Here is a 16701-nt window from a genome sequence, read left to right as displayed (position 1 = left end):
CTCACCCGAAAACGACCACGACAAGATCTTGGAGCCCGCGTTTCACATCCTCATCATCTGTGAGAGGTTCAATCATCGCGGCTTGTATTGCGCGGGGAATGCTCATCCCTTGCGCAATCAGTGTCGCTGCATAAACGACCAAGCGGGTAGAGACGCCTTCTTCCAGATCCTGCCCTTTGAGGGCACGTAATTTACCAGCTAGCCTGACAAGAGACTTTACAGTCGCTTTGTCCAGCCCGCTCTCTTGAACAACAATATCCACTTCTTGCTCAGGGGCAGGGAAGTCGAACTCAAGAGAGATAAAGCGCTGGCGTGTAGATGGTTTGAGTGTCTTTAAAATATTCTGATAACCGGGGTTATAGGAGGCAACCAGCATGAAATCTTTTGATGCCACCAGCTCTTCGCCGGTCCGGTCAATTGGCAGGGTGCGGCGATCATCCGTAAGCGGGTGCAGAACGACGGTCACGTCTTTGCGTGCCTCAACCACTTCATCCAGATAACAAATGGCGCCTTCACGTACAGCCCGGGTTAACGGGCCATCAACCCAAACGGTTTCACCACCCTTCAAGAGGTAACGACCGATAAGGTCTGCCGCCGACAGGTCATCATGGCAGGCGACGGTGTAGAGTTTACGGCCAAGCTTTTTAGCCATGTGGGCCACAAAGCGAGTTTTGCCGCAGCCAGTTGGGCCTTTGAGAAGCACTGGAAGACCGTTGTCATAGGCTGCGGCAAAAACAGAACACTCGTCCGATTGGGAGAGGTAGTAAGGGGCGTCAGCCGCCCCTTGTTTTGTTATTGTTGTTGCTTCCATAGGGTTTACTCCGCTGGAACTTCAGCTGTTGTGCTGCTTTGGATGACTTCCTTGCGCGGTACGGCAACGGAATAGATGAACAAGAACGCACCGATGACGAATACAAAGCCTGCGCCAAAACGCATCCAGTAGAACAGATCCATCTGACTTTGGACTTCCATGTAGTACTCACCCATAACCCGCTGCATGTGGGTTTGAATGGTTCCTGCAAAGGTCAGCACGAATGTCATGAACACCATGCCGCCGGACATGAGCCAGAAAGACGCCATGTTAAGCACTTGGTTGTATGGATCCCTGCCACGCAATATTGGCATTGCGTATGTGAAGATCGCCAAATTCAATGCAACATATGCTCCATAGAACGCCAGGTGACCATGAGCGGCGGTGATTTGAGTCCCGTGTGTGTAGTAGTTCACGCCGTGCAACGTGTGCAGGAAGCCCCAGACACCAGCGCCAAAGAAGGCGAGGGTGGCACAGCCGAGAGACCAAAGCAGAGCGGCCTTGTTCGGATGATCGCGGCGGCCTTTCCAAACCATCACGAAAGCGAATGCCATCATTCCAAAGAACGGGACAACTTCCAAGGCTGAGAAGATGGATCCGATCCACTGCCAGTAACCGGGTGCGCCGATCCAGTAGTAGTGGTGGCCTGTGCCCAAAATGCCGGAGAACAGAGCGGTAGCTACAATCACATAGAGCCATTTTTCAACGACTTCGCGGTCAACACCGGTCAGCTTCAGCATCAGGTAAGCCAGAATGGATGCCATGATAAGCTCCCAGACGCCTTCCACCCAAAGGTGCACAACATACCACCAGTACAGCTTGTCCAGCCCAAGGTTGCTTGGGTTGTAGAAGCTGAACAGGAACAGCAGAGCCAGACCCCAAAGACCAATCAGAAGAATATTCGTAATTGTAGTCTTGCGACCCTTCAAAACAGTCATGGTAATGTTGTAGAGGAAAATCAAAGCGGCAACGACAATGCCCATCTTGACCCATTTGGGTTGCTCAAGAAACTCACGTCCTTCCTTGCCCAGCAGCCAGTTGCCTTCGAACGGGTTGAACACATAGGTCACAACCACACCCAAAGTACCCACTATGAGAATAGCAAGCTGGAGATAAGCCAGTTTGGGCGAGTGCAACTCACGCTCTGCTTCCTCTGGAACAAGGAAGTAAGCTGCGCCAAAGAAGCCGGTAATGAGCCACACGATCAAGCTGTTTGTGTGCAGCATGCGGATGATGTTGAACGGGAGCAGTTCCGACAGGAAGTTGGGTTGAATGTAAACCCACCCTGCGAGCAGGCCGCCCAGCACCTGAATTGCAAATAATGCCATGGCAAAAGCAAAATACGCCAGAGCCACTTTTTGTGTTTGGTATTTCATCTTTCGTTCCCCCTGATCCTCGATTAACCTGCCTCGTTTGGCGGCCAACCTTGTGTGTCAATTTTGTTAGTCCAGATCAGGAAATCGGTTAGGTTGAGGATTTCTTCGTCGGAAAGGTTGAACTGAGGCATCTGACGGCGGCCTTCAATGCCTGTGGGCATGGCTTCCATCCAGCCTTTCAAGGATTCAAATGCTGCTTCACGATCGTCAAGCACGCCCCAGCGCGCCATTACGTTACCAACTTCCGGCGCAAAGTAGGCGCCTTCACCCAAAATGGTGTGGCAGTTGATGCAAGCTTTTTCTTCCCAGATATGCTTACCGGCCGCAACGCTGTCATTCAGCGTTTTTGCGTCAGTGGATGTGTTGTTGATGTAGAGGTGGCTATGTATGGAAAGTGCCACAAAGATGATGATGAAGAATAACGACCCGCCATAAAAAATATTGCGGGTCATGCTTTTTGTCATGACCTCGCGCATCGCGCGTTCCTTTGCCCCTTGGTTGCTCGTAGCTAAAGAATGTCATGGTTCACGGGAAACTTCTTAACCAAAGTCAATCCCACTTGGACTTCGTAGATTTCCCAAGGTGAGTATGTTGGACAGAGGTGGTTTTCCGGCTTTTTTGAGGGGCAAAAGCTGCTGTAAAATGCGGATAGATGACAGTAGGAGGGCGTAGAGGGCGAGCCCTATTTTGTTGTGTGTTGTTGGATGTCATCTCATCTAGAACGTGTTCCGTTTGATTGAGTTCAATCAAACGGCAAGAGTTTTCTCAAAAATAAAGAAGTTAAAGCGCGAGGCGTGAATGAAAATGAACGCAACGTGCTAAGGCGCTTATTTGAAAGCAAGTGCCAGATTTTCTGGTAAGGAGAATTCTTCCAGTACCCTGTTTCGGCCGGCCTCTGACATTTTTCTAGCTGTCTTGTTCACAATGCTCTCAACCTTTTCGGGCGTGTGCTTTGCGGCAAATGGTGCGAAGTACCATTTCAAGAATACAAAACAGATAGTGTCTTCCAAAGCCTGAACATCTTTATCCCGCTTGATCCCTTCCTTGCGCAACATGCGTGCTGCATGGGTACAGTCTTCCTCAGGGTATCCGGCGTCGCGCATAAGGGCGCTGACCCGCTCCGCATGGTGCTTGGCCAAATCCCGTCGCCAAGTGAGGTAGCCAACACGCCCTTCTGGATAATCTTTTCGTTTGAGTATCCACCGCTCTACATGCTGGCCGCGGGCCGCAATCTTCAATACCTCGGAGGCATCGGGAAACAGTCGGTTCATCTCTTCAAACATGCGCTCCCCATAAAGGAGGGCATCCGGACGACCTTCGCTGCTATTGGGGTCTTTGCTATTTGCCCCGTCAATAGCGGCAATAACTGTTTTCATCTGCGTCATTTCATCGAGCTCCAAGCTTCCACGTGATCTGTCTCGGCAAAAGAGCGAAGACGTTCAATATCTTCAATAATAGCGCTGTTTTTCTTGATTTGAACACCTACCGGACGCAGTCGTGCAAAAGAGCGAGAAAGGCTTTCCGGTTTCATGCCAAGACGACCGGCAATGAGAACCTTATCATAGGGCAGGGTCACCATATGGGTGCCGTGCTCAGCGCAGCACAGATCCAGCAAAAACTCGGCAACCCGCTGTGGCCCCGTTTGCGCCTTCAGCTGCTCCAGTTGCGATACCAGAAAATGTAGATGATTGAACGTGGAGGCAAGAATGGTAACAGCCACTTCCGGCTCTTCGCGAATAACATTAAGCAGTGCTGAGCTTGGTATACGCACCACTTCACATGCAGTGACCGCTTCAGCGGAAACAGGATACTCCTTTTTCTGGATAGCGACAGCTTCGCCAAAGCTCTCCCCTTTGGTGAACACATGCACGATAGCTTCACCGCCATTGGGGGTAATTCGGTAGAGTTTGACCCACCCGTCTATGACAATGTGAATTGCTGAAGCGGTTTCACCTTGAAAAAAAAGGGTCTCGCCCTTTTCATAGGTACGCCAACTCGACATGGATAGCAGCATGTCAACGTACTTTTCGGGTAAACTCTTCAAAAGCAATGAATTTTGCGCAATCTGTTTGCGTCGCTCACTCAGCATGCACTGTTCCCTCAGTTCCATAGCGCATTCAATCGTCGTTTCCATTGTGATTTCATGGGCAATCTAGAAAGTTAAACTGCAGTTTGTGCATCTGGCTTTATCACATGTCAAAGTTAATCGGTAAAAAGCGAAAAAAGCGGCCTTTAACGCTGGAAAACCGGGGACTATAGCCTCCAATTTCAGGGGGAAGAGAGGGATCTGCTGCATCTTCCCGCAAATCCCTGTCATAGCACCGTTGAATAGAAAGAGATTCGCAAGGGCTGAAAGCTCAAAAGGACACTCTGTGATCTGGAAAAACCACTAGGGCGAATCGATTACGTGTTCTTTGTCAAAACGAGGTCAAAAGGAAGTAGAGCAGGTGCGCTCCTTTGCTTTTCAAAGAGTATTTATCCTCATGCTTTCTTCTGGAGGTCAATCTGTCACACCCTGCGTGAACTCCCTTAGTTTTCTTTGGTTTCTAGCTGGTTGTCCTATTGGGATATCCACTCGCGGTTGTGGTCTTAACTTAAGTCAAGGAGTCGTCGCTCCGTTCAACTCACTGTGAGCAGGCCTCACCAGCAACGGAGTTTGAAATGTCACAACCAGCAAAGAGACGAGGATCGGGTTTCGCGATGGCGGCCAGCCTTGCGCTCCTGTTAGGCAGTGCAACGGCGCCAGCTTTTGCAGAAGGACCAACCTTAAGCGAGGAAGCGTTCGAGCGCTCCAAGCAGCTTTATTTTGAACAGTGTGCGGGCTGTCATGGTGTTCTTCGTAAAGGGGCTACAGGTAAGAACCTTGAGCCTCATTGGAAGAAAACCGCCGCAGATGGCACCGTCACAGAAGGAGGGACTCTTCAGCTTGGCCAGGATCGCCTAGAGAAAATTATCTCTTGGGGAACCGAAGGCGGCATGAACAACTTCTCGGAAATCCTGACCGAGCAAGAAATCAAGGATATGGCGACCTACATTATGTTGGAACCGCCAAAGCCGCCTGAAATGTCGCTCAACCAGATGAAGCAGACCCGTAAGGTCTATGTGGAAGAAAAGGATTATCCTGATAAGCCTCTGCATGGCCGCAACTGGGAAAACTTCTTTGTTGTGATCGAGCGTGACGCGGGTAAAGTTGCAGTCATCGACGGCGACACCAAGGAAGTTCTGGTTCACATTCCAACCGGTTATGCGGTGCATGTGATCAAGGCATCCGAGCATCACAAACTGGAAGAACCGGAGCAGCCAGGCCGCTTCTGGTACACCATGGGCCGTGATGGCAAGATGACCAAGATCGACCTCTGGCAAACACCAGACAAGATGCTTGTCTCTGAAGTGACTGTTGCCTACGACGCCCGCGATGTGGCCATTTCCGGCGATGGCAAGTACATCATCGGCGGTGCTTACTGGCCTCCACACTTCGTGATTTCTGATGCAGTGACCATGGAACCGCTTAAGGTTGTTTCGACCCGTGGCGTGAACCTGAACGGAGATTATGTAGAAGAAAGCCGTGTGGCCGCTATCTACACAACTCCAAATGAGCCTACATGGCTGGTTGCTGTTAAAGAACTTGGCCAGATGTGGCAGGTCGATTACTCCGATATCGATAATCTTCGTATCGACAAGATTGACTCTGCTCACTTCCTTCATGATGGCTTCTTCGATCCTACAGGTCGCTACTTCCAGATTGCTGCCAACGCATCCAATAAAATGGTTGTTGTCGACACCAAAGATCGCAAGCTTGAAGCAATGATCGATGTTGCAGCGCTTCCACACCCGGGACCTGGTGCGAACTGGAACGATCCTAAGTGTGGTCCTGTTGCAGGCACAACCCACCTCGGTGTTGGTACTGTCTCAGTCTGGGCGAACGACCCAGCAGGCCGTCCGGACGAGGCTTGGAAGAAGTGTTACGAAGTTGAAACAGACGGCCCGGGCCTCTTCATTCGTACACATCCGAACTCCAAGTACGTTTGGGCTGACCAGACCAAACATCCAGATCCTGAAATTCAGCAGGCTGTTCAGGTGATCTCGAAAGAAACCGGTGAGATTGTGAAAACAATCACCATCACCGAAACAGAGGGCAATGCCGCTGTTCACTTCGAGTTCAATGCAGACGGCACTGAAGTTTGGGTATCCAACTGGAATATGGGCGACTCTTTAGAGCCAAACGGTGAAATCGTTGTTTACGACGCTGACACCCTTGAAGAGAAAACCCGGATCAAGGGCCTTTATGCTCCAACTGGTAAGTTCAACGTTCACATTCGTTCGAACCACGTCACCTAATGAGTGAACCTAAAAAAATGAAAGGGGCGGGCGGTTCGTCCGCCCCTTTCATATACACCCCCTCGTGGAGCAAACCTGCCAGAAGCATTTATGAGTGCCACCTTTTCAGGATGGTCCAATGGCACCGCGAGGCTACCGTACTCAGCTACGAGGGAGCTTGGAAATGAGCCAGCCCAAAGTACCGGAAACGAAAAAGCCGATCTGGCGCAGGTATTTCCTCTGGGGGATGCCGGTCGCAGGTATCGCCGGGGCCTTCGTTGCCGGCATTGTTTTTTGGGGCGGTTTCAACACCGCCATGGAAGCGACAAATACAAAAGATTTTTGTGTCTCGTGTCACGAGATGAATGACTTTGTCTATCAAGAATATCAGGGCACAATTCACGATGTGAACCGCTCGGGCGTTGGTGCGGTGTGCTCTGATTGCCATGTTCCCAAAGACTGGACCCACAAAATGATCCGTAAGGTCAAGGCGTCCAAAGAGCTTTGGGGCAAAATGGTCGGCACGATCAATACCCCTGAAAAATTTGACAAGAAACGCATTCATCTGGCCATGAATGAATGGGAGCGGATGAAAGCGACCGACTCTCGCGAGTGCCGGAACTGTCATGATTTCGAATCCATGATGCCGGAGTTTCAGCGTCCGCGTGCCCGTCAGCAGCACATGAACGCCATGGAAACAGGTCAGACCTGTATCGATTGCCACAAAGGCATCGCGCACACAAATGTACGCGATCGGGCACCGGAAGAGTATCTGGAGAAAATTGAAGCCCCGAACTCCAAGTTTGCCCGCGAGATTCCGCAGGCATACCTTGAAAGTCTTGCACGGGTAGAAGCTAGAGAAGAAGCAGAAGCACAAGCGGTAAAGGCTGCAAAAAAGGCAGAGCGGGAAGCTGTTCAGGCTCAGATTGCTGCTGCTGTTGAAACCGCGCTGGCAGAAGAAAAAGCAAAAGCTTCTGGCGGAGCCGATGCTGAGCAGGCGGCAGGGGATGCAGTTGCATCACATGTTGACTGGAACTCTGTTGTACCTTCCGAGCTAACCCTGTTCTATCCCGGTCAAGCATCCTTCGAGTTTGTTCAAAACGGCAAACAACATGGCGGTGCACGCCCGCTGACCAAAGGGGGCGACCAGTGCACAACCTGTCACGCCAAAGAGCTTGAAACAATCGGCAACAAGATTGTGAAGGGGACGGATAACACCGAGCCAACTCCAATTCCGGGCAAGCGCGGTATCATCAACGCAACCGTGCAAGCTGCTCATGACGATGAAAACGTCTACTTCCGTCTGCAATGGCCAGATGCACCGCATGCTCCTGTTCCATTTGTGGAAGGCGGTAAGCTGGATCCGGATAACCAGATCAAAGTGGCCATGATGATCACTGGAACGGGGATCAAAATGGGTGAACAGGTGGGCTGCTGGGCAACATGCCATGCAGACAACACCTACATGCCGTTTGATCCGGATGACGAGGTCATTGCCAACTCCGGTGAGACTGCCGAGCGTTTGAATGCACTCAAGTCTGTCTCCAAGTACCTCAGCGAGTCTCGCACAAAGATCGAGGTCAAAGGTCGCCGCGGCAAGGCACAGGGTGGCTGGGACAAGCTGAAATCCGCTGAAGAGATCGACCAGCTCTTGAATGAGGGAACCTATATGGACCTGCTTCGCGTCTACGCAGATGGCAGCGCGTCCAATGGGTATCTTTTGGAGCGCCGTGTTGAGAATGAAGGCGAAATCAGCGCAACTGCGAACCTTGAAGGTGGCATGTGGACCGTTGTGTTCTCACGTCCCTTGAACTCGAAAGCAGTTGGAGATGTTCCTCTGGAACTCGGTAAAACCTACACAGTAGGGTTTGCCATTCACGATGACTTTGCATCGGCGCGGTTCCACCACGTCACACTCAACACCAGTCTGGCACTGGATGATGAGACAGCGCAAATCAACGTTGTGAAACAATAAACTCAAAGGGCGGCCTAATATTAGGCCGCCCTTATTCTCTTTAGGGCAGGCACTATGTTTTCAAAATTATCAGGTCTCACTCTCGCATTATCCGGTCTGCTGATAATGGGCTCAGATGTGCTGGCTGCCGATGACACCTCAAAATTATGCGCAAAAGCCGAGCAGCGTTATGTGGAGCTATATGGCCAGCCCTCTGCCAAGGTCAGCGATGCGGTTGTTGTGAAGATGTACAAATACCGCTTTTGCCCTGAGAAAGTGAGCGTGCGCGCGGGCACAACTGTGCGCTGGGTGAATGTGGACAAGCGCACCAGCCACACGGTGCATCTCAATGAAACAAACGAGCCTGAATCTCTTCGCCTTTTCCCAAAGGAGACTTTTGAATTCACCTTCTTGTCTGCAGGTGAGCAAAAGTATTTATGTGGCCCCCATTGGGAAACTCAGAAAATGATTGGCATGGTCAGCGTAACACCTTGACGAACATAGATAAAAGTTTTCCAAAGATTGCTGAGCTGCGTTGATTAAAGTCAAGCAAATCCCTCTCGAAATAAGCAATCATAACTTAACAAAAAATCTCAGGAGGTTTGAGGGTTCATGACTGGTAAAGTCTTTCTTATAGGGGCAGGACCCGGCGACGTTGAACTCCTTACCCTGCGCGCTGTGCGGATGATTAAAGAAGCGGATGCCATTGTTTATGACCGTCTGGTTTCCGATGAAATCATGAAGCTTGTTCCCGCCGAGTCAGAAAAGGTTTTTGTAGGAAAAACCCCAAATTTCCATCCTGTTAAACAGGAGGAAATCAACCAGATTCTTGTGGACCTTGCGCTTCAAGGAAAAACGGTTGCAAGGCTGAAAGGCGGTGACCCGTTGATTTTCGGGCGTGGATCCGAAGAAGCCGCGCACCTGCAATCTCACGGTATAGAAGTCCAGTACGCACCGGGAATTACGGCAGCTCAAGGGGCGGCCTCCTCGTGCGGGGTGCCTCTCACGCATCGTGGTCTGGCAACGGGTGTTCGGTATGTGACCGGGCACAGGCAGGCAGATGGTGATCTGGATCTGGATTGGAAAAGTCTGGCCAGTGATGAGACAACACTTGTGGTCTATATGGGCGTTGCCAATATCGGCCAGATCGCCATGCGCCTGATGGCTGCAGGTTTAAATGATAGTACGCCGGTGATGGCAGTGGCCAACGCCACTACACCGCGCGAAACCCGAATGTTCTCTAGCCTTGGCCGCATTGCAAATGATAGCCGTGAAGCGGGGTTGGAAGCGCCTGTTCTGTTCATCATCGGCAAGGTGGTCACCGTGTGCAACGAGTGGCCTGCCGATGCGTTTTTGGAAAAAGCGCGGGAAGATCAGGATCAGTACGCAGAAATGGTCAATCATGCGTAGTTTCTTGCTCCTGTTTCTTTTTATGAGCAGCGCTGCATTTGCTGAAGACGCCATAAACGAGAAAGAGCTTGCCAATCTGGTGCATCAAGATTGCGGTTCCTGTCACGGGCTGACCTTGAAGGGTGGGCTGGGGCCGGAGCTGCGCTCCACTGCAATTTCCCACTACGACGTTGATACCCTCTCCATTGTCATACTCGACGGAATTCCAGGAACAGCCATGCCGCCTTGGCGCCCTCTGATGTCGGAGCGCGAAGCGCGTTGGATTGCTGAATATCTTTTGGAAGGCCCAAAGTGAAAAGGACACCCCATATGAAACGCATTTTCAGTTTGGTTACGGCCCTGTTTTTAATGGGCGGTGCCGCACAGGCCGATGAAATTATCTCAACGGGAGATTTGGGGCTGGTGGTGGAACGGGCCAAAGGATCGCTTGTTCTGATTGATCAGTCCGAGCACGCCGCGATTGACCGTATTGAAGGGCTGGGTGACCTTTCCCACGCAAGTTTGGTTTATTCCCCCGATCAACGCTTTGCTTATGTCTTCGGGCGAGATGGGGGGCTTAGCAAAGTCGATATTGTGGAGCGTAAAGTCGTCAAACGGGTCATTCAAGGCGGCAATTCAATCGGCGGTGCAATTTCCGATGACGGCAAACTTGTTGCTGTCTCGAACTACGAGCCCGGCGGCGTCCGCGTCTTTGACGCAAAAACCTTGGAGATGGTTGCCGATATCCCCACGGCATCAAAAACCATCGGCTTGGTGGACGTTCCGGGCCGTAAGTTCGTCTTTACCCTCTGGGATGATGGTGAAACATGGATTGCGGATTTCTCATCTGACGAGTTAAAGCTTTCCAAAGTCAAGGAAATGGGTACCAACCCATATGATGCGCTGATCACCGAAGATGGTCGCACCTACATCACGGGCCTGTTTGGAGAAGACGGCCTGACCGCATTGGACCTTTGGCAGGAAAGTCCTGAACCAATCCGCGTTCTGCCAAACTATGGCCGTGGAATGAAGGACCTTCCCGTCTACAAAATGCCTCACTTGGAAGGTTGGGCCAAGGCTGGTCAGGAGTTTGTTCTACCCGCCGTTGGTCACAATCAAGTGCTTTGGATTGATAGCAAGACCCTTCTAGAGACAGGGCGTACAGACACATACGGGCAGCCGGTTTTCGCTATGGCACGGCCTGATGGACGCCACATCTGGGTGAACTTCGCCCATCCTTTGAACGACACCATTCAGGTTATCGACACGCTGACCAAACAGGTGGTGCATGAGTTCAAGCCGGGTCCCGCTGTGCTGCACATGGAATTTACGCCGCGTGGGCATGAGGTTTGGATTTCGGTACGTGATGCGGGAACCGTGATGATCTACGACACGCGCACCTTTCAGAAGATTGGTGAGATTAAAGCCGACAAACCATCGGGCATCTTTTTCACCGCACGTGCTCATAAAACGGGGCTGTGAGACATGGAAAAACGTCTTGACCCTCTAGATTTGAGATTGCTGGACGAATGGCAACGGGATTTTCCACTCTGCGCGCGCCCTTTTTTGGTAGTGGCGCAGGAGCTTGGTTGCAGCGAGGAGGAAGTCGTTGACAGACTTGAGAAGCTGCGTAGTTCAGGCCGCATTAGCCGGGTAGGTGGCACCTGCACCCCAAACAGCATATCGGCCAGTACACTGGCAGCAGTGGCTGCACCGCAGGAACGGCTGGCGGAAACCGCGGAAATTATCGGGCGGTTTGAAGGGGTCAACCATTCATACCAGCGGGAGAACTTTTGGAACCTGTGGTTCGTCGCCACGGGGCCAGACCGCAAGCATGTAGAGCAGACGCTGGCGCAAATTGGTATGGAAACAGGCTTGCGCGTTTTGGACTTGCCTTTGGTTCGCCCTTTCAACGTTGATCTGGGTTTCAGCTTGAAAAAAACAAAGGCACACCGTGTTGCTCGCAAAGCAGTGCAAATGGATGTGCTGCAAGAGGGCGATCGGGACATCCTGCAAGTTCTCACAGGGGGGATGCCGATTTGTGAAACCCCCTATCAGAAAGTTGCCAGCCAACTCGGGCGAAGCGAAACGGATATTCTTGCCCGCATCAAGGCTTTGCTTAGTGCGGGTATCATTTCCCGCCTCGGTGTTATTGTGCGCCACCGCCCGTTGGGCTGGAGTTCCAATGCCATGGTGGTGTGGGATGTGGATGCGGGTAATGTTGAGGCGGCAGGCAAAGCACTGGCCGGTACTTCTGGTGTCACGCTATGCTATGAGCGCCGCCCGGTTCCCGGAGTTTGGCCCTACCGCCTTTATTGCATGATCCACGCACGCAGCCGCAGTGAAGCGGGTGAGATTTTGAACAGGGCCCGTGAACTTCCACAGCTCAACGGTGTCAGCCACGAAGTGCTGTTTTCGTGCCACTGCTACAAGCAGACAGGGGCTTTGATTTCTGTGGGACGGGAGGTGGCTGCATGACCACGCCATTGGATGAGATCGACCGCAAATTGATTAACCGTCTGCAAGACACTTTACCTTTGACCCAAAGACCTTTCGCGCAGATCGGGAAAGAGATTGGTATTGACGAAGAGCAGGTGATTACGCGTATTCAAACCCTGCGCGATACGGGCATTCTCACACGCTTTGGCCCGTTCTTCGATGCGCAGGCCATGGGCGGCGCGTTCTGCCTGTGCGCAATCGCCGTACCTGAGGAGCGGTTTGAGAACGTGACAGAGGTAGTGAACGCCTTTCCGGAAGTCGCCCATAATTATCAGCGCTCCCATGAATTGAACATGTGGTTCGTGCTGGCCACGGAAGCGGAAAGTGAAATTGCTGCAGTCGCGGCCCAAATCGAGCAAAAAACAGGTTTGAAAGTTCACTGTTTTCCCAAAGAACAGGAATACTTCATCGGGTTTCGGGTGGTGGCATGACATTAAGCGAACTGGACAGAAAAATCATTGAAGCCACACAAGCGGGCCTGCCCCTTGTTGCCGCTCCCTATGAGGCCATTGCAAAAACAGTTGGCCTCACTGAAGCGATCGTTTTGGAACGGCTGGAGGCCATGCAGGCGCAAGGCGTCATTCGCCGCATTGGCGCGGCTCCAAATCACTACCGCCTTGGCATGACAGCAAATGGCATGTCGGTTTGGGATGTGGAGGATGAAAGCGTAGAAAGGCTGGGTAAGCAAGTGGGGGCCTTGCCCTTTGTCACCCACTGCTACCGCAGACCGCGCGCACTGCCCGCATGGCCCTATAACCTCTTTGCCATGATCCACGGCTCCAGCCGCGAAGAGGTGATCGACAAGCAACAGGAAATAGCTGACTTGCTGGGGGCTTCCTGCAAATCCAATGATATTCTCTATTCCACCCGCATTCTCAAGAAAACCGGGCTACGGCTGCGAAAGAAGGAGGCTTGAAGTATGTTTCGTCTTTCTGAATACATGAGCCAAATAACGACCCCCACGCCGGTTGCTCCCCGTCGCGGCTCGGGTATCGTCAAACCTGTGGTTATCTGGAACCTGACCCGCCGCTGCAACCTCAAGTGCCGCCACTGCTATACGATCTCTGCCGATGTGAGCTTCCCCGGCGAGCTGTCAAATGAGCAGGCATTAGAGACGCTGGAAGATTTGGGGCAGTTTAAAATTCCAGCCTTAATCCTGTCGGGCGGCGAGCCTTTGGACCGGCCGGACCTGTTTCAAATCGCCGCCCGCGCCCGCCAGCTTGTGCGTATGCTGGCCTTGTCCACCAACGGCACGAAAATCCATGGAGACGCTGCCGACCGTGTTGCGGAAATCGGTTTTGATTATGTTGGCATTTCCATCGATGGAATTGGCAAGACCAATGATTGGTTTCGCGGTGTAGATGGTGCCTTTGAAACAGCCTTACGCGGTGTGCGCGAGTGCAAGGCACGAGGCATCAAGGTTGGTCTGCGTTTTACGCTGACTGAGGGAAACTACAAAAGCCTGCCTGACCTTTTGAAGCTTTGCGAAGATGAGGGGGTCGATAAGTTTTACCTCTCCCACTTGGTCTATGCAGGGCGGGGCGACAAACATCGGGGCGAGGATGCGGAGCATCTTAGAACCCGCTGGGGTCTGGACCTTCTTATCGATCACGCGTGGAAGTCTCTCGGCGGCGGTACGCCGCTGGATATCGTTACCGGAAACAATGATGCCGATGCGGTTTATTTCCTGAACTGGGTTCGAACTCGGTTCGGAGAGGAAAAGGCTGCGCATGTTGCAACGCACCTTAAAGCTTGGGGCGGGAACTCTTCCGGACTTGGTGTTGCAAACATAGATACACAAGGGCAGGTACACCCTGATACCTATTGGTCCGACTATACAATCGGCAGCGTAAACGACACGAAGTTCTCGAAGCTATGGACCAGTGAAGATCCGATATTGGCTCAGCTCAGAACGCGGCCACGCCCTTTGAAAGGGCGTTGTGGTGCCTGTGCCTTTAAGGATGTTTGTGGCGGCAATACCCGCATTCGAGCCCTGCAGCTTACCGGTGATCCTTGGGCAGAGGACCCAGCCTGCTACCTGTCAAATGCTGAAATTGGCTTAAAGGGTGAACCAAACGAGCGGGTAACCGTTACCCCATTTAGAGGAAAAAGACATGATCCGGCCCATCGTTTTGCTTAGTGCGGCGGTTCTGTCCGCCGCGCCTGCCTTTGCAGGTCCAGCCCAGCTTTATCAAGATAATTGCGCAGAGTGCCACAGCGCTGACCGTCTGGGCGGTACAGGGCCCGCCCTGATCCCCGAAACCTTGAAACGCATGCGCGGACCCAAGCTGAAGACGGTTATTTCCAATGGCCGCGAAGCAACCCAGATGCCGGCGTTCTCTGAAGTGCTCAGCACCTCTGAGATTGATGATCTTGTAAACTACATCAAGGAGCCTTTGAAAGCTGTTCCGGCTTGGGGGCCTGAGCAGATCATGGAAAGCCGGGTGCTCAATGAGGACTATAAGCATGTAGAGGCTCCCAAGTGGTCCTCTGATCCCATGAATATTACTCTCGTCGTGGAAACAGGCGACCACCATGTGAGCGTCCTGGACGGTGACACATTTGATGTACTGGACCGGTTCCCGACCCCGTTTGCAGTGCACGGTGGACCAAAGTTCACGCCCGATGGCCGCTATGTCTTCATCATGTCCCGCGATGGCTGGGTGCAAAAGTATGATCTTTACGCCCTGCAGGAAGTTGGCCGCACTCGCGCCGGGCTCAACAGCCGCAACATTGCCATCAGTCATGATGGAAAGTGGCTGGCCGTTGCCAACTACCTGCCCAATACACTTACAATTCTCTCAAGCGATGATTTGAGTGTGGCCAAAGTCAAGGACGTGAAGGGCAAAGACGGTACTCCAAGTCGCGTTTCCGCTGTTTATCAGGCCCCTCCGCGGGAAAGCTTTGTGCTGGCCTTGAAAGATGTGCCGGAGATCTGGGAAGTTTTTTACGGGCCGAACCCTCCGCAGATGGGCTTTGCCCATGATTGGCGCATGGAAGGACCTGTGCCAAATCCCGACCCGTTCCCGATCCGCAAAATCACAACACCAGACTATCTGGACGATTTCTTCTTTGATCAGAGCTACGAGTACGTCATGGGCGCTTCTCGCAGCGGGAAGGGGGGACAGGTTATTGATCTTGTGATTGGTCATAAAATTGCTGATTTAGACCTACCCGGTATGCCTCATCTGGGCTCTGGTATCACATGGAATATGGGCAGCTCGACAGTCATGGCAACGCCGCACCTCAAAGACGGCATGATCTCTGTCATTGATATGAAGTCATGGGAAACCGTGAAACGTATAAAAACGCTTGGCCCGGGCTTCTTTATGCGCTCTCATGAGAACTCCAAATATGTCTGGGCGGGTGTGTTTTTTGGTCCCAATAAAGACGCCATGCACATCATCGACAAGCAGACATTGGAGATCGTGCGCACCCTGCGCCCTGTGGAAGATGCAACCGTTGCCCACGTGGAATTCACCAAAAGGGGCAAGTATGCTTTGGTATCAGTGTGGGAGGATGATGGAGCTGTTATAGTGTATGATGCCAAGACCTTGGAAGAGGTACGGCGTTTGCCCATGAGAAAACCATCGGGGAAGTACAATGTCTGGAACAAAATCACCTTTTCAGAAGGTACCAGCCACTGAGGTTTTAATTGTGTCCCACGGCCAGCCCTCTGACCCGCTGGCCGGGGAACTCTATCTGAATAATCTGGCGCAGAAGGTTCTGCGCCTTTTGCCGGATTGGAATGTGTGCTCGGTAACTTTGGCAGCCCCGGGCAGATTGGAACACGTGCTTGAGAAAATGAGAACACCGCCTATGGTGTTTCCGTTTTTCATGTCAGATGGCTGGTTTGTTCGAAAAGCGTTGCCCAAGCGTTTGGGCGAGCGCCGGCTGCAGATATTGGCCCCTCTGGGCAATTTGTCAGATTTGCCTGCAAGAACAGCAAAGTATTTGGCGCAGCAAATGGAAAACCAGCGTTGGAGCGTGGAAGACACACATGTGCTGCTCGCCGCACACGGGTCGGCAAGCGGGCCAATTCCTGCCAGATGCACACGGGAGTTTGCTGATCTGTTGAGCCAGCATCTTGCTTTCAAAGGTATCAGCGTTGGGTTTCTGGAGCAAGGGCCCTGCTTGCATGAGAGCGCAAGACACACGGGGCCACAATCGGTTCTCCTGCCGTTTTTCGCGGGAGATGGAGAACATGTGGTGAGTGATGTCCCACAAGCCCTTGAACGGGCGGGTTATAAGGGGCTGTGTTTGCCCGCACTGGGGCAGTTGGACTTTGTGCCGGAATTGATTGCGGAGCATTTATTAAGAGTGGCCAGTTGCAAAGCTGCTGCCTGAAGGGAAAA

The 16701-nt window shown here is 52.3% G+C and carries 17 protein-coding genes; 12 read left to right on the top strand and 5 right to left on the bottom strand.

Features of this window, described 5'->3' with window-relative positions; all coding sequences use genetic code 11:
• Position 1 precedes the first annotated feature (1 nt).
• The 5 genes from P6574_RS12465 to P6574_RS12445 form a co-directional block, all read right to left on the bottom strand.
• A complete protein-coding gene (locus tag P6574_RS12465) occupies positions 2-811 on the bottom strand; it encodes a CbbQ/NirQ/NorQ/GpvN family protein (RefSeq protein ID WP_310620604.1) in 810 nt (269 codons plus the stop codon).
• Between the two features lie 5 nt (positions 812-816).
• Positions 817-2187 carry a cbb3-type cytochrome c oxidase subunit I gene (locus P6574_RS12460; protein WP_310620603.1) on the bottom strand — a complete coding sequence of 457 codons (1371 nt, stop codon included), beginning with the start codon at positions 2185-2187 and terminating at the stop codon, positions 817-819.
• 23 nt (positions 2188-2210) lie between these two features.
• Positions 2211-2663: a c-type cytochrome gene (locus tag P6574_RS12455; RefSeq protein WP_310620602.1), complete on the bottom strand. Its 453-nt coding sequence runs from the start codon at positions 2661-2663 to the stop codon at positions 2211-2213.
• Between the two features lie 351 nt (positions 2664-3014).
• The gene (locus P6574_RS12450) at positions 3015-3572 is read right to left on the bottom strand and encodes a DUF4202 domain-containing protein (protein WP_310620601.1); all 558 of its coding nucleotides are present in this window, start codon (positions 3570-3572) and stop codon (positions 3015-3017) included.
• Entirely contained in the window at positions 3569-4321 is a 753-nt protein-coding gene (locus tag P6574_RS12445; RefSeq protein WP_310620600.1) for a Crp/Fnr family transcriptional regulator, read from the bottom strand. The genes P6574_RS12450 and P6574_RS12445 overlap by 4 nt, the downstream gene beginning before the upstream one ends.
• Before the next feature lie 527 nt (positions 4322-4848).
• On the opposite strand from P6574_RS12445, the gene P6574_RS12440 reads away from it, so the two are divergent.
• From P6574_RS12440 to P6574_RS12385, 12 genes are all read left to right on the top strand, one after another.
• The gene (locus P6574_RS12440; RefSeq protein ID WP_310620599.1) at positions 4849-6525 is read left to right on the top strand and encodes a cytochrome D1 domain-containing protein; all 1677 of its coding nucleotides are present in this window, start codon (positions 4849-4851) and stop codon (positions 6523-6525) included.
• Positions 6526-6688: 163 nt separating this feature from the next.
• Entirely contained in the window at positions 6689-8479 is a 1791-nt protein-coding gene (locus P6574_RS12435) for a NapC/NirT family cytochrome c (RefSeq protein WP_310620598.1), read from the top strand.
• A 54-nt stretch (positions 8480-8533) separates the two neighbouring features.
• A complete protein-coding gene (locus tag P6574_RS12430) occupies positions 8534-8953 on the top strand; it encodes a cupredoxin domain-containing protein (RefSeq protein ID WP_310620597.1) in 420 nt (139 codons plus the stop codon).
• A gap of 117 nt (positions 8954-9070) precedes the next feature.
• The gene (gene cobA / locus P6574_RS12425) at positions 9071-9868 is read left to right on the top strand and encodes a uroporphyrinogen-III C-methyltransferase (RefSeq protein ID WP_310620596.1); all 798 of its coding nucleotides are present in this window, start codon (positions 9071-9073) and stop codon (positions 9866-9868) included.
• A complete protein-coding gene (locus tag P6574_RS12420; RefSeq protein WP_310620595.1) occupies positions 9861-10163 on the top strand; it encodes a c-type cytochrome in 303 nt (100 codons plus the stop codon). The genes cobA and P6574_RS12420 overlap by 8 nt, the downstream gene beginning before the upstream one ends.
• Positions 10164-10177: 14 nt before the next feature.
• Complete coding sequence (locus P6574_RS12415) at positions 10178-11329, top strand: cytochrome D1 domain-containing protein (RefSeq protein WP_310620594.1); 1152 nt, start codon at positions 10178-10180, stop codon at positions 11327-11329.
• Between the two features lie 3 nt (positions 11330-11332).
• A complete protein-coding gene (gene ahbB / locus P6574_RS12410; RefSeq protein ID WP_310620593.1) occupies positions 11333-12325 on the top strand; it encodes a siroheme decarboxylase subunit beta in 993 nt (330 codons plus the stop codon).
• Positions 12322-12777: an Lrp/AsnC family transcriptional regulator gene (locus P6574_RS12405; RefSeq protein WP_310620592.1), complete on the top strand. Its 456-nt coding sequence runs from the start codon at positions 12322-12324 to the stop codon at positions 12775-12777. Before ahbB (P6574_RS12410) ends, P6574_RS12405 begins: the two co-directional genes overlap by 4 nt.
• A complete protein-coding gene (ahbB, locus tag P6574_RS12400) occupies positions 12774-13262 on the top strand; it encodes a siroheme decarboxylase subunit beta (protein WP_310620591.1) in 489 nt (162 codons plus the stop codon). The genes P6574_RS12405 and ahbB (P6574_RS12400) overlap by 4 nt, the downstream gene beginning before the upstream one ends.
• A 3-nt stretch (positions 13263-13265) precedes the next feature.
• Positions 13266-14486 carry a heme d1 biosynthesis radical SAM protein NirJ gene (gene nirJ, locus P6574_RS12395; RefSeq protein ID WP_310620590.1) on the top strand — a complete coding sequence of 407 codons (1221 nt, stop codon included), beginning with the start codon at positions 13266-13268 and terminating at the stop codon, positions 14484-14486.
• The gene (locus P6574_RS12390; protein WP_310620589.1) at positions 14461-15993 is read left to right on the top strand and encodes a cytochrome D1 domain-containing protein; all 1533 of its coding nucleotides are present in this window, start codon (positions 14461-14463) and stop codon (positions 15991-15993) included. Before nirJ ends, P6574_RS12390 begins: the two co-directional genes overlap by 26 nt.
• Complete coding sequence (locus P6574_RS12385; protein WP_310620588.1) at positions 15950-16693, top strand: sirohydrochlorin chelatase; 744 nt, start codon at positions 15950-15952, stop codon at positions 16691-16693. Before P6574_RS12390 ends, P6574_RS12385 begins: the two co-directional genes overlap by 44 nt.
• Positions 16694-16701 lie beyond the last annotated feature (8 nt).

Origin of the sequence: Pseudovibrio sp. M1P-2-3 (assembly GCF_031501865.1) — a bacterium.
In the GTDB taxonomy this organism is placed as follows: domain Bacteria; phylum Pseudomonadota; class Alphaproteobacteria; order Rhizobiales; family Stappiaceae; genus Pseudovibrio; species Pseudovibrio corallicola.
Note: the sequence above shows the minus strand (reverse complement) of the source record. Positions and strands in the feature narration are given on the sequence as shown.